12 protein-coding genes are annotated in these 14,262 nt (G+C 52.5%); 8 read left to right on the plus strand and 4 right to left on the minus strand.

From position 1 onward, the window contains the following. Positions 1–54 precede the first annotated feature (54 nt). From ABDW36_RS01580 to ABDW36_RS01610, 7 genes are all read left to right on the plus strand, one after another. The gene (locus ABDW36_RS01580) at positions 55–381 is read left to right on the plus strand and encodes an iron-sulfur cluster assembly accessory protein (protein ID WP_343700125.1); all 327 of its coding nucleotides are present in this window, start codon (positions 55–57) and stop codon (positions 379–381) included. 235 nt (positions 382–616) lie between these two features. Then, entirely contained in the window at positions 617–1,354 is a 738-nt protein-coding gene (gene gldF / locus ABDW36_RS01585) for a gliding motility-associated ABC transporter permease subunit GldF (protein ID WP_343700126.1), read from the plus strand. A 3-nt stretch (positions 1,355–1,357) separates the two neighbouring features. Beyond that, positions 1,358–3,073, plus strand: coding sequence for a gliding motility-associated ABC transporter substrate-binding protein GldG (gldG, locus tag ABDW36_RS01590; RefSeq protein ID WP_343700127.1), 1,716 nt, complete (start codon positions 1,358–1,360; stop codon positions 3,071–3,073). 49 nt (positions 3,074–3,122) lie between these two features. After that, positions 3,123–4,073 carry a TerC/Alx family metal homeostasis membrane protein gene (locus ABDW36_RS01595; RefSeq protein WP_343700128.1) on the plus strand — a complete coding sequence of 317 codons (951 nt, stop codon included), beginning with the start codon at positions 3,123–3,125 and terminating at the stop codon, positions 4,071–4,073. Positions 4,074–4,136: 63 nt separating this feature from the next. Beyond that, positions 4,137–6,629 (plus strand): bifunctional UDP-N-acetylmuramoyl-tripeptide:D-alanyl-D-alanine ligase/alanine racemase, encoded by a 2,493-nt coding sequence (locus ABDW36_RS01600; protein WP_343700129.1) that lies wholly within the window; start codon positions 4,137–4,139, stop codon positions 6,627–6,629. A 62-nt stretch (positions 6,630–6,691) separates the two neighbouring features. Further along, positions 6,692–7,360: a lipoprotein signal peptidase gene (locus ABDW36_RS01605; protein ID WP_343700130.1), complete on the plus strand. Its 669-nt coding sequence runs from the start codon at positions 6,692–6,694 to the stop codon at positions 7,358–7,360. A 224-nt stretch (positions 7,361–7,584) separates the two neighbouring features. Then, entirely contained in the window at positions 7,585–8,556 is a 972-nt protein-coding gene (locus ABDW36_RS01610; RefSeq protein ID WP_343700131.1) for a sulfite exporter TauE/SafE family protein, read from the plus strand. 274 nt (positions 8,557–8,830) lie between these two features. Here the strand turns inward: ABDW36_RS01610 and fumC are convergent, their stop codons facing one another. The 4 genes from fumC to ABDW36_RS01630 form a co-directional block, all read right to left on the minus strand. Further along, a complete protein-coding gene (fumC, locus tag ABDW36_RS01615) occupies positions 8,831–10,228 on the minus strand; it encodes a class II fumarate hydratase (RefSeq protein WP_343700132.1) in 1,398 nt (465 codons plus the stop codon). A gap of 66 nt (positions 10,229–10,294) precedes the next feature. Further along, a complete protein-coding gene (locus ABDW36_RS01620; protein WP_343700133.1) occupies positions 10,295–11,071 on the minus strand; it encodes an enoyl-CoA hydratase-related protein in 777 nt (258 codons plus the stop codon). A 92-nt stretch (positions 11,072–11,163) separates the two neighbouring features. Beyond that, the gene (locus ABDW36_RS01625; protein WP_343700134.1) at positions 11,164–11,964 is read right to left on the minus strand and encodes a hypothetical protein; all 801 of its coding nucleotides are present in this window, start codon (positions 11,962–11,964) and stop codon (positions 11,164–11,166) included. Positions 11,965–12,071: 107 nt separating this feature from the next. Continuing rightward, positions 12,072–12,491: a cobalamin B12-binding domain-containing protein gene (locus ABDW36_RS01630; RefSeq protein WP_343700135.1), complete on the minus strand. Its 420-nt coding sequence runs from the start codon at positions 12,489–12,491 to the stop codon at positions 12,072–12,074. Positions 12,492–12,578: 87 nt separating this feature from the next. On the opposite strand from ABDW36_RS01630, the gene ABDW36_RS01635 reads away from it, so the two are divergent. After that, on the plus strand, positions 12,579–14,246 hold the full coding sequence (locus tag ABDW36_RS01635) for a glutamine--tRNA ligase/YqeY domain fusion protein (protein WP_343700136.1): 1,668 nt from the start codon (positions 12,579–12,581) through the stop codon (positions 14,244–14,246). Positions 14,247–14,262 lie beyond the last annotated feature (16 nt).

A 14,262-nucleotide genomic window follows, 5' to 3' on the forward strand; every position in this document is an offset into this window, starting at 1 on the left:
ATATGCGGGCAAGGCTACCAAACCCTGGCCTGTTAAAAGGAAAAGGAGGATAATATGATTTATATAAGTGACAAGGCAAGGCAGAAAGTGGAAAGCCTGCGGGCTGAGGGCTCCCTGGGCCCGGATTATTTCCTGCGGGTATCCGTGGTAGGCGGCGGCTGTTCAGGCCTCAGCTACAAGCTTGATTTTGATAACGAACCCAAGCCTAAAGACCAGGTATTTGACAACGACGGCATCAAAGTGGTAACAGACCTGAAAAGTTTCCTGTACCTCTGCAATACCACGCTGGAGTTTTCCGAAGGCCTGAACGGCAAAGGTTTTTACTTCAATAATCCCAACGCTGCCCGTACCTGCGGATGCGGTGAAAGTTTCTCCGTATAAGCAGGTTGTGGACGCATTATGCATCCGCCCATGTGCAACAAGTTGCTGATTTTCAGCTATCATATAATTGCCCGGCTATGGCCGGGCTTTTTTCTGCCCAACAGGCGGCATTCTTTCATACGGTGGACAGCGCACACAGCGCCTTATGCCCATACCTGTCTCCGTTCCATCAATTAACAAATATTTTTATTCCGTAATTCGAAATTGGTGACCGGTAATTATATATTTGTCTGCAATGTCAGCAATATTCAAAAAAGAGATTCACCAGTTCTTCAGCAGCGTCACCGGCTACGTGGCCATCATCCTGTTTTTGGTGGCCAACGGGCTGTTCCTCTTCGTATACCCGGATACCAGCCTGCTGGATGCCGGTTACGCCAACCTGGACGGGCTGTTTGAAATGGCGCCCCTCATTTTCCTGCTGCTGATACCGGCCATTACCATGCGCTCCCTGGCAGACGAGTTCAAAACCGGCACCATGGAGCTGCTGAGCACCAAGCCGGTTACCTGGTGGCAGACCGTATGGGGAAAGTTCTGGGCCTGCACCACCATTGTGATCATTGCGCTGCTCCCCACCCTGGTGTATTACCTGGCCATGTCTCAACTGGCCGCCACCAACAACGGGCTGGACAATGGCAGCATCATCGGCTCCTACACAGGCCTCTTTTTACTGGGCGGCACCTTTACCGCCATCGGGCTCTGGGCATCCTCTCTCAGCAGCAACGCGGTAGTGGCCTTCCTGGTGGCCATTTTCACCTGCTACATATTTTATAACGGGTTTGATGCGTTAAGCAAAGTGCCGGTGTTTTCCGGCGGGGCAGACTACTACCTGCAGATGGCCGGCATCCGTTATCATTATAATTCCATCAGCCGCGGCGTCATAGACAGCAGGGACGTGATCTACTTCCTGAGCATTACCGGGCTGATGCTCTATCTTACAAAAATGTCGCTGGAACGCAAGATCTGGCAGGGTTGAACTATGGAACTCACTGCAAAAGAAAAAAGAAAAAAATACCTGCAACGTACACTGGGCGTAGTAGCCGTACTGATTGCCCTGAACATTGCAGCTTCGTATATACACGGCCGTTGGGACCTTACCGCAGAAAAGCGGTACACCCTGGCCGCCTCCACCCGCAACATGCTCCGCCAGCTGGACGCCCCTGTATACATTGAAGTATACCTGAAAGGCCAGTACCCCGCCAGCTTCCGCCAGTTGGGAGACGCCACCAGGGAGCTGCTGGAAGAGTTTCAGGAATACGGCGGCAAAAATATCCGGTTTTCTTTCGTAAGCCCCGGCACCAACCTGCCGGACTCGCTGCGCATGAGCTTCCAGGACAGCCTGATGGCCAAAGGTATTTTGCCTTTCAACCTGCAGGTGCAGGAAAACGGGCAGGACAGCTATGCCGAAAAACTGATTTTCCCCGGCGCCACCATCCGCTACAAAGACCGGGAAAACAGCGTGAACCTGCTCAAAAGCCAGGGTGGCATGGACCCCATGCAGGCGCTCAACAGCTCAGTGGCCCTGCTGGAATACAGATTTGCCAACGCCATTTACCAGCTGCAGCAAACAGAACGCCCGCTGGTGGGCTATATGCTGGGGCATGGCGAGCCGGAGGGCCCCAATATTTACGATGCCCTCAAAACCCTGCACGAGCTGTACCAGGTAGATACCATCAACCTGAAAACAGACAGCCATATTCCGCAGGAGTTTGACGCCGTGCTGTTTGTGCGGCCCCTGGAAACCTTTACAGACGAGGATAAGCTGAAAATAGACCAGTACGTGATGAACGGCGGCAAGGTGCTGTGGTTCATAGACAACCTCACCGCTTCGGCAGACAGCCTGCGGGGCCGCGAGTTTGTGGCTTTTGACCGCAACCTGCAGCTGGAAGACCTGCTGTTCAAATACGGCGCCCGTGTGAACCTTGACCTGGTGCAGGACCTGCAGAGCGATATGATCCCCCTCGTGGTGGGCAACATTGGAGACAAGCCGCAGATCAGGCCCATCCCCTTTCCCTTCTTTCCCCTGCTCACGCCCGGCAATACGCATCCCATCGTCAAAAATATGGACCTCATCATGAGCCGCTTTGCCAGCTCAATAGATACCATTAAGGGCGGCGGCATCCGAAAAACCGTGCTGCTGGCCACCTCAGACCATAGCCGCACCCTTGGCGGCCCGGTGCGCATCAGCCTGGAAAGCGTGCAGCAGCAGCCTAACCAGCGGGATTTCAGGCAACGCGCCATTCCCGTGGCGGTACTGCTGGAAGGGCGCTTCCCATCGCTCTTCAACCACCGCCTCAGCCGGGAGCAGCACCAGGCCCTGCAAAGCGCCAGCGGCCGGCCTTTCAAGGCAATGGCGGATACGCTCAACCGCATGATCGTTGTGGGCGATGCGGATATTGTGACCAACGCCCTCTCTCAAAAAGAAGGCCCGCTGCAAATGGGCGTAAATGAGTTTAATCCGCAATATGTTTTTGCCAACAAGGAGTTTTTCCTCAACAGCATGGAATACCTCACCAGCAAAACGCCCATCATGGACACCCGCAGCAAGGAGCTTACCCTCCGGCTGCTGGACGGCGAAAAGCTGAAAAAAGACAAAACCCTCTGGCAGGTGCTGGCTTTTGCCCTGCCCATAGGCGCTATACTGCTGTTTGCCATGGTGTTCCAGTTTATCAGGCAACGTAAATACGCCGGATAAGCAACCGGAATCCATTATCTTTGCTCTTCAATAAAAATTTTCCGCCTGCATGACACCGCAACAATGGACGTATGCCGTCTTTGGAATTGTTATCATCCTGGCCCTCATTTTTGACCTGGGGCTGCTAAGTAAAAAAGGACAGGTCATCTCGATCAAGAAAGCATTAATTCAAACCTGTTTCTGGGTTGCGCTGTCATTTGGTTTCTTCGGGTTCATCTGGTATGAAGACGGGTCAAAGATGGCCATTGAATACCTGAGCGCCTACCTGATGGAATGGTCGCTTTCCATAGACAATATTTTTGTGTTCATCCTCATTTTCGGTTTCTTCAAGATCAAGGAAACCGCCTATGCCCGTGTGCTGCTTATCGGCATCCTGATGGCCATTGTGTTCCGTGCCATTTTCATTACCGTAGGCGTGGCCCTCATTGCGCAGTTTGGATGGATACTCTATATTTTCGGGGCTTTCCTCGTATACACCGGCTTTAAAATGTTTGTGGTAGACCAGCACGAAGAGTTTAAACCCGAGGAGAACTTTGCCTACCGCTTCATGCAAAAATACATGCGTATTTCCCACGCAGAGCCGCACGGCAGGTTCACCATCAAGCAGAACGGCAAGGTGTACTTCACCTCTCTGGCCGTGGTGGTGGTAATGCTGGCGGTGACGGACATTGTGTTTGCGCTTGATTCCATTCCCGCGGTGTTTGCCATTTCCAAAGAGCCGCTGGTGGTGTACACCTCCAACATCTTTGCCGTATTGGGCCTGCGCTCGCTGTTCTTCCTGCTGCGCGGCGCTGTAGACAAGTTCGATTACCTGCAGCAGGGTATTGCCATTGTGCTGATATTCATAGGGCTCAAAATGCTGGCGGAGATCTGGCACTTCAAGCTGCCTGTGTGGATATCACTGGTGGTGATAGTTACATGCCTGGCAGGTTCTATCGTATATTCCATCCTGTATCAGAAAAAATTACCGGTGCAACCGGAAGCAGATATTGAGAAGTAGTTGATCGCAAAAAGCGTCCTGGTGAGAGTTTCCGGACGCTTTTTTTATTAAAACCATATAAAATTGTATACCGCAGAAAGTATCAGCAAGATCCTGAAGGGTGAATTGTTGCAACAGACCGGGCATCCGGAGATCGAACATATTTTGCTGGACAGTCGCAAACTGCTTGTTGCAGAAACATCCGTGTTCATCCCACTTGTTAGCGAACGCCGCAATGCCCACCAGTACATAGACGAACTGTACAAAAAGGGCGTTAGCAATTTCATTGTAAGCGAGCCCGTATCCATTGGCCTTTACCCGAAGGCCAATATCATCATGGTAAAAAATACCCTGCAGGCCCTGCATACCCTGGTGGCCTGGCACCGCCAGCAGTTCCAGGTACCCGTGATAGGCATTACCGGCAGCAACGGCAAAACCATTGTGAAAGAGTGGCTGTACCAGCTGCTGGAAAAAGACTACAACATTGTACGCAGCCCGAAGAGCTATAACTCGCAGATAGGCGTACCGCTGTCTGTCTGGCAAATGAAGGAAGAGAACGACCTGGCCATTTTTGAGGCCGGCATTTCCCAACCCGGTGAAATGGTGAACCTGGAAAAAGTGATCCGGCCCACCATCGGCATCTTCACCAACATCGGGGAAGCCCACAACGAAGGTTTCCTCAACATCCGCCAGAAGGTAAACGAGAAGCTGATCCTTTTCATGAAAAGCGATGTGCTGATCTACTGTAAAGACTACCTGGCCCTCAACGAGTGCGTGAACAACTTCCACAACCTGGTGGGGAAAAGGGAAATCGATAACGATCTGCAGCTGCTTACCTGGAGCCGTAAAACGGACGCAGACCTGCGTGTCATCGGCGTAGACAAGAACGATAACCACACCCGCATAGACGCCCTGTACAAACAGGAGCCCATCTTCATCCGTATCCCGTTTGTAGACGAAGGCTCCATTGAAAACGCCATCCACTGCTGGGCGCTGATGCTCTACCTGGGCAAATCTCAGCAACTGATACAGGAGCGGATGGACCACCTGGGCAATATAGCCATGCGGCTGGAAATGAAGCAGGGCATCAACAACTGCAGCATCATTAATGACAGCTACAATTCAGACCTTGGCTCGCTGGCCATTGCCCTGGAGTTTCTGCAGCAGCAGCGCCAGCACCCCGTGCGCACCGTTATTCTCAGTGATATACTGCAGAGCGGTAAAAGCGAAGGCTCATTGTACGAAGAAGTGGCCGGCATGCTGGAGCAAAAAGGCATCCAGAAACTGATCGGCATCGGTAAAAATATTTCGCGGGAAAAGCAGAGCTTCAGCAAGGTAAAGGCCAGCTTTTACGCCAATACGGAAGAATTCCTCCAACAGGTAGACACCAGCGAGTTCCAGAACGAGTCCATTCTCGTAAAAGGCGCCCGCGTATTCCAGTTTGAGCGCATCGGCAAACTGCTGGAGCAGAAAGCGCACCAGACCATCCTGGAAATCAACCTCAGCGCCATTGCCCACAACATCAAGGCGTACCAGGCACTGCTGAAGCCCGGCATCAAGCTGATGGCCATGGTGAAAGCCTTTTCTTACGGCAGCGGCAGCTATGAAATTGCAAGCCTGCTCCAGTTCCATGGCGTAGATTACCTGGCCGTGGCCTATGCAGACGAAGGGGTTGAACTGCGCCGCGCCGGCATCACCCTGCCTGTTATGGTGATGAACCCGGAGCCCAGCACCTTTGAGGCCATCCTGCAATGGAACCTGGAGCCGGAGCTGTATTCCATGCATATACTGGAACAGTTTGAAGAGGTGGTACGCTACGCCAATAAAACCAATTACCCCGTTCACATCAAGCTGGACACGGGCATGCACCGCCTTGGCTTTGAACAGCATGAGCTGCCGGTATTGGTACAGCGTTTGCAACAGGAGGGCCTTTTCAGGGTACAGTCTATTTTCAGCCACCTGGCCGCCAGCGAAGATGCCGGCAAGGACGAATTTACCCGGAAGCAGTACGAGCTGTTCATCAAGATGAGCGCTACCCTGCAGCAGCAGCTTGGGCACGGCGTGATCAGGCACATTGCCAACAGCGCCGCCATTCACCGCCACCCGGAGCTGCAGCTGGACATGGTGCGGCTGGGCATAGGCATGTACGGGGTAGACAGCGCTGCTACCTTCCAGGAAAAACTCCGGAACGTCAGCACGCTTAAAACCACCATTGCCCAGCTCAAACATATACCCGCCGGAGACAGCGTTGGCTACGGCGGCCAATGGACGGCGAAGGCGCCTGCCGTTATTGCTACCGTACGCATCGGCTATGCAGACGGGTACTCCCGCCGCCTGGGCAACGGCACCGGCAAAATGCTGGTGCGCAACAAACTGGCCCCGGTTGTAGGCGTGGTGGCCATGGACATGTTAATGCTGGACGTGACCCATATACCTGATGCCGCGGAGGGCGATGAAGTGATCGTGTTCGGGGAAGCGCTGCCCGTACAGCAGGTGGCAAACTGGGCAGATACCATTCCCTACGAGATACTGACAGGCATTTCCCAACGGGTGAAACGCGTGTATTTCCAGGAATAAAACATATGCTAACGGGTTATCATCTTTGAAATAATACATTATTTTTGAGAAAATTTGAAGTTTTGAAATATCGTCACATCGTTTTAATTGTAGTGCTGATTCTGCTGGTAGACCAGGTGCTGAAGTTCTGGATCAAGACCAATATGACCATTGCGGAACAATTCCCTGTGATTTCCAACTGGTTCTTTATCCATTTCATAGAAAATGAAGGGATGGCATATGGGTTGAAATTCGGCGGTGAGTTTGGCAAAATAGCCCTGACCCTCTTCCGCCTGATAGCAGTAGTGATCGGTTTCTTCTACATGAAAAAACTGGTGAAGGAACAATACCATACCGGCCTGCTGGTATGCGGCGCGCTGATACTGGCCGGGGCCGCCGGCAACCTGATAGACAGCATGTTCTACGGCCTCATTTTTTCCGAAAGCACCCGCTACGAAGTGGCGCAGTTCATGCCTGCCGGGGGCGGCTACGGAACTTTCCTGCATGGCAACGTGGTAGACATGCTGTACTTCCCGCTGTTTGACGGTACTTTCCCCACCTGGGTGCCTTTCTGGGGCGGTGAGCATTTTATATTTTTCCGCCCGGTATTTAATATTGCAGATGCGTCTATTTCAGTAGGCGTAATTACCATATTGCTTTTCCAGAAACGGTTCCTCACCCGGAAAACAGACGGGCCTGACGGCGCTATTGAAACCGGGGCTGTTGTAGATGATACGCAGCAGGTGATGTAATGAATCAATAAAAAGATATTAAAAAGCGCGGCAGGTACCGCGCTTTTTTAGTGCATGCGGCCCCGTTGCACCACGCCGCAAGAGCAGCCGCGCCGCAGTACAAGCCCCGTGAGTATCAGGCCATTAGCCTTTTTTTAAATCCTCATCCAAAATATTTGGATAAACCGGGGATTAAGTCTATTTTTAGTCCACAATTCCTGTAGACTATATTAGTATTATAATTTATGTCGCATAATGAGGTGATCGATAAGGCGGAGCAACGCGTTGCCACCGTTGAAACACAAAAGGTGCTCATAGACCTCGTGAATGAGGACAATAAAAAGCAGCACTGGATATGGGTAACCATCGGCTTATCCATACTGGTAGTGGCTGCCGGCCTCTGGTTCACCTATTATTATGGTATCTCTCACGAGTCGCAGACCCGAATTGCCCGCTTTGTACAGGATACTTTCACCGAAAAGCTGCTTTTTTTCATGGGCGTGGGCCTGATGGCGCAGGTAATTGACGGCGCGCTGGGCATGGCCTACGGCGCCACGTCTTCGTCGCTCTTGCTGGGACTGGGTGTTTCCCCGGCTATGACCAGTACCAGCGTACACGTAGCGGAAGTATTCACCACCGGGGCTTCGGGCATTGCACACTTCAAGCTGGGCAACGTCAATAAGAAACTTTTCCTTCACCTGCTCATTCCCGGCATGATGGGCGCTATTATAGGGGCTTACCTGCTGTCTGACAAAATAGACGGCGATGTGATCAAACCCTTTATGAGCGCTTACCTCATGATACTGGGCGTGCTCATACTCCGCAAGGCGCTGCAGCGTAACAAGCCCAAGGCTAAAACACGCCGCCTGGGGCCGCTGGCATTTTTTGGCGGTTTTATGGATGCCATTGGCGGCGGCGGCTGGGGCCCTATTGTGACCTCTACCCTCCTGAGCAAGGGCCGCACCGTGAATTATACCATCGGCTCCGTAAATGCTGCGGAGTTTTTTATTTCCGTATCCAGTGCGGGCACTTTCCTGCTGTTTAACGGCGTAGGCAGCCTGCAGGTGATACTGGGGCTGATACTGGGCGGGGTGATCGCTTCTCCCTTTGCCGCCATACTGGTAAAAAAAATGAAGCGTAAACCATTGATGATCATGGTAGGTGTGCTGGTAATTGCTATGAGCCTGCGTACCATCATCATGGTATTCTGGAAATAATTCCCCTTCTTTTTGCTTCCATCAAACGCGGCCTCACCAGGGGCCTTTCTTGGTTTTTGCCAGACCTGGATGTATATCATCCTGGGGTCATCCTGGGGTTTTCTTAGGGTTATCTTAGGGTTTCTCGTACAATTTTTCTCAGGAATACCCTAAGAAAACCCCAGGATGACCCCAGGATGATGAATAAACGACCATTACTCCAGGTTTTCCGGCATAAAAAAAGGCCAACCCGTTATTCCAGGTTGACCCGCTTCAATGTTGAGCTTTTTGTATATCAGATTTTACCTACCATTTTGCTGGGGTCTACCCAGGCGTCAAACTCTTCAGGGGTTACATAACCCAGTTTCACTGCCATTTCTTTGAGGGTAGTACCTTCTTTATGCGCTTTCTGCGCAATTTCCGCTGCTTTATAATAGCCGATCCTGGTATTGAGGGTGGTTACCAGCATCAGGGAATTATCTACGTGCTTTTTGATGTTGGCTTCAATGGGCGCAATACCTTCCGCACATTTATCGTTGAAGCTCACGCAGCCATCTCCCAGCAAGCGCGCGGAATGCAGGAAGTTGTAGATCATCATGGGCTTGAAAACGTTCAGCTCAAAGTGGCCGGTGGCGCCGCCTATGTTGATGGCCACATCGTTACCCAGCACCTGCGCGGCAATCATGGTCAACGCCTCGCATTGGGTGGGGTTCACTTTGCCGGGCATAATGGAAGAGCCGGGCTCGTTGTCAGGAATGAACAGCTCGCCAATGCCGGAGCGGGGGCCGGAGCTGAGCATGCGGATGTCATTAGCAATTTTCATGAGGCTAACGGCTACGGTTTTGAGGGCGCCGTGCGCTTCCACAATGGCGTCATGTGCGGCCAGCGACTCAAATTTATTTTCTGCCGTCACAAAAGGCAGGCCGGTCAGCTGTGCAATTTTTTTAGCCACATTCTCTGCGTAACCTTCCGGCGTATTGATGCCGGTACCTACGGCAGTACCGCCCAGCGCCAGCTCTGCCAGGTGGGGCAGGGTGTTGTTGATGGCGCGCAGGCCATGGTCTAGCTGTGATACATAACCGCTGATCTCCTGGCCCAGGGTGAGCGGCGTGGCGTCCATAAAGTGCGTGCGGCCGATTTTCACCACATGCATGAACTCTTTGGACTTTTGCGCCAGCGTGTCCCGCAGCTTTTTGATGCCGGGGATGGTCACTTCCAGCAGCATTTTATAGGCCGCAATGTGCATGGCCGTGGGGAAGGTATCGTTGGAGGATTGTGATTTGTTGACGTCATCGTTGGGGTGTACGGCTTTTTCCTTGTCCGTCAGCTGGCCGCCGTTCAGCACGTGGGCGCGGTACGCCACCACTTCATTTACGTTCATGTTAGACTGGGTGCCGGAGCCTGTTTGCCATACTACCAGCGGAAACTCTGCGTCCAGCTTGCCTTCCAGTATCTCGTCACACACCTTGCCGATGAGGGCGGCCTTTTCCGCAGGCAATACGCCGGCCTCCTGGTTGGTAAGCGCCGCGGCCTTTTTCAGATAAGCAAATGCACGGATGATCTCTTTCGGCATCCTGTTAATGTCCTGTGCAATCCTGAAATTGTCGATGGAACGCTGGGTTTGTGCGCCAAAATACGCATTCGCAGGCACCTTCACCTCTCCCATCGTGTCTTTCTCTATCCTGAAATCCATAATGTGTTGTGTTATTTTGGGCCACAAGTTAATCAATTACAGGTTAGGAAAAGAGGCCATAGCCCCTTATTCTCCCCTGAAATTTGCCTGCCGTTTCTCCATAAAAGCAGCAGCGCCCTCCTGCAGGTCTTTGGTGCCGAAGCAGCTGCCAAACTCTGCTATTTCAGTTTCAAACCCGTTCATGTCCCATACAAAATAATTATTCACGCATTTGATCACCTTGGCAATGGCCACGGGGGCTTTGGTGTGGATCTTTTGCAGGATGGAGCGGGTTTTGGGCAGCAGCTCTTCAGCGTTGGTAACATGGTTCACAAGGCCCAGGCGGTGGGCCTCTTCAGCGCCTATCATATCTGCGGTCATCATCAGCTCCAGCGCCTTCCCCTTGCCCACCAGCTGTACCAGGCGCTGCGTTCCGCCGTAGCCGGGTATAATGCCCAGGTTCACCTCCGGCTGGCCAAACTTCGCATTGTCACTAGCTACCCTGAAATGGCAGGCCATGGCCAGCTCGCAGCCCCCGCCCAGCGCAAAACCGTTCACGGCTGCCGCAATGGGCTTGTGGCTGTCTTCAATGCGCTGGAATATCACATGCCCGCGCTTGGCCAGCTCCGTGCCCTGCTCCGGCGAAAGGGTCAGAAATTCGGATATATCGGCGCCGGCAATAAAGGCTTTGGGGCCGCTGCCGGTGATCAGGGCGCTCTTTACCGCTTTGTTCTTGTATACTTCATCTATGGCCAGGGCCAGCTCTCTCATAACTTCCTGGTTCAGGGCATTCATCTTGTCCGGGCGGTTAATGGTGATCTCCAGAATACCGTCTTTCAATTCAGTAGTGATCGTATTGTACATATATCGGGCTGTTTTTATCTTCAACTAAATTAACGAAAAAGGGACGCATTTACGGATGCGCCCCTTTTTTGCTTATAGTTGTTGGCTTGTGATTATTCGTCTTCTACCGTTCTTTTCTCGATGATCATTTTGGTGCCCTTGCGGTATTTGCCGCTGCTTTTGTGAGAGCCGGCATGGTGCTGGAAGCCGAAGTTGTAGCTCAGCGTCACAAACACCAGTTTTGCTTTCATGTCTTTATACGGCTGCTCTTTCACCCCGTTCACGGTTTGGGTGAAGTCTTTGTTGTAAAAATCATTCAGGTAATACTGCACTTTCAGGCCAAAGCCGGGGTTGAAGCGGAAACCGGCAAATACGGAAGGCATGAAGGCAGGCGTACGGTCACTGAACCACTCGTTGAACTTGCTCTTTTTATCACCATGCAGGAAATATTTCTCCTTGTAATTGAAGGCCAGGTCATATTCCCCGCCCAGGAAGAAAAAGAACCCGTCTCTCATGTTCCCGAACTTGAGGCCCAGGGGCACGCCCAGCGTATACACCCGCTGCTTCAGCTTCACAGAGTCATTGGGTTTGCTGATGAGGCCTATATTCTTGATATTCAACCCGGTAAAGATGCCGAAGTTGTTGGTAAAGTCATAGTTATAATTGGTGCCGACGTTAAAGAACAGGGTGAAACGGGGAATATTGCGGATGTGTTCCCCGGCGTTTGACATCCTGGCAAAAGATAGCAAGGCGCCGTTACCACCTGCCGTAACATAGCCGGTGCGCGGCTTGGGAGGGGCATAGAAATGGAAATGATAGGACACTTTCTTTTTGACAGCTACTGTGTCTTCCTGCGCCTGCGCGCCCGTTGCGGCCAGCAGCAACATCAATATTGTGTAGCGGAACACTTTCATAAGTCAACAAAATTTGGTTGTGATGGAATAGTTCACGGCAGGGCACTCCTTTAGCATGCTGCCGTTTGATAATAAGACGACCCGCATGGAAAAAAGTTTCAAAAAAGTTAAAATTCCCTGTTTTTTTTTGTCCAGTCTGTGATGTAGCCTGCTATTTCCTGGGTATTGGTGCCGGGCGGGAAGAGTTTCCCTACCCCAAGGGCGTACAGCTCCTGCATATCCGCGTCAGGGATGATGCCCCCGCCGGTAAGCAGCACATCGTCCATCCCTTTATCTTTCATAAGCGCTATGATCTTCGGGAAAACCGTCATATGCGCCCCGGAAAGGATGCTGATGCCAATAGCGTCCACATCTTCCTGCAGGGCTGCGTTCACCACCATTTCCGGCGTCTGGCGCAGGCCGGTATAAATCACCTCCATCCCCGCATCACGGAGGGCGGCGGCTATCACTTTGGCGCCGCGGTCGTGGCCATCCAGGCCTACTTTGGCTACCAGTACGCGGATGGGGCGTTGAGCTGGGTTGACCATATTCTTCAATTGGATTGTAAATGTAGGGTTTTCCGGGGGTTTAGACCGTATTTTGCTACATTTGCACTTCGGAAAAAGCTGTAAAATATGAGCGAAGAAAGGTCACTGAACTTTTTAGAACAAATTGTTGAAGACGATATTGCCAACGGCGTGAACGGCGGCCGGGTGCTCACCCGCTTTCCGCCGGAGCCCAATGGCTACCTCCATATAGGCCATGCCAAAAGCATCTGCCTCAACTTCGGTCTTGCCCAAAAATACAACGGGCAGACCAACCTCCGCTTTGATGACACCAACCCTGTTACGGAAGATACGGAGTATGTAGATTCCATCAAGGCAGACATCCGGTGGCTGGGCTTCCAGTGGGCCAATGAGTTCTATGCGTCAGACTATTTTGAGCAGCTGTACAGCTTTGCCGTAGACCTCATCAAAAAAGGCCTGGCCTACGTAGACGATTCTACGCCGGCCGAAATAGCCGCCCTCAAAGGCACACCCACGGAGCCGGGGAAAGACAGCCCTTACCGCAACCGCAGCGTGGAAGAGAACCTCCAGCTGTTTGCAGACATGCGGGCCGGCAAATATCCTGACGGCGCCAAGGTGCTGCGGGCCAAAATAGACATGGCCTCTCCCAACATGCACTTGCGTGATCCCCTGATGTACCGCATCAAACACGCCCGTCACCACCGTACCGGTGATGCCTGGTGCATTTACCCGATGTACGATTTTGCCCACGGCCAAAGCGACAGCATTGAACATATCACCCACTCCATCTGTACGCTGGAGTTTGTGCCGCACCGGCCGTTGTATGACTGGTTCATTGAAAAGCTGGGCATTTTCCCCTCTCACCAATATGAGTTTGCGCGCCTGGCACTGAACTATACCGTTACCAGCAAACGCAAGCTGCTGCAACTGGTGAATGAAGGTCATGTATCCGGCTGGGACGATCCCCGCATGCCCACCCTCAGCGGCTACCGCCGCCGTGGCTACACGCCTTCCAGCATCCGCACCTTTGCTGAAAGAATTGGCGTGCAGAAGCGTGACAACCTGATAGACGTAGGGTTGCTGGAATTTTGCATCCGCGAAGAGCTGAACAAAACCGCCAACCGCGTTATGGCCGTGCTGAACCCCATCAAGCTGGTCATCACCAACTACCCTGAAGGGCTGGTAGAAGAGCTGGATGCGGAAAACAACCCGGAAGACGAAGCCGCAGGGCACCGCAAGGTGACCTTCAGCGATACGCTGTATATTGAGCGGGATGATTTTATGGAGAACCCTCCCAAAAAATTCTTCCGCCTGGGCCCCGGCCTCGCTGTGCGGCTGAAGTACGCCTACATTGTGAAATGCGACAGCTTTGAGAAAGATGCCGAGGGGAACGTTACAACCGTATATTGCAGCTACCTGCCCGAAAGCCGCAGCGGCTCCGACAAGAGCGGCCTTACGGTAAAAGGCACCATACACTGGGTGAGCGCGGCGCATGCCGCACAGGCGGAAATACGGGTGTACGACCGGCTGTTCTCCGTAGAAAACCCGGCGTCTGAAGAAGGAGATTTCAAGTCTTTCATCAATCCCAACTCGCTGAAGGTAATACCCAACGCCATGGTAGAACCCGCCCTGCAGGAGGCCAAACCAGGCGACCGGTTCCAGTTCCTGCGGCTGGGCTACTTCTGTGCAGACCCTGATTCCACACCCGGCAAACCGGTGTTTAACCGTACCGTGACGCTGAAAGATACCTGGGCCAAGGAAGCTAAAAAAGCATAAGCTCACAACAAATAAA

The organism is Chitinophaga sp. (assembly GCF_039596455.1).
Lineage (GTDB): Bacteria > Bacteroidota > Bacteroidia > Chitinophagales > Chitinophagaceae > Chitinophaga.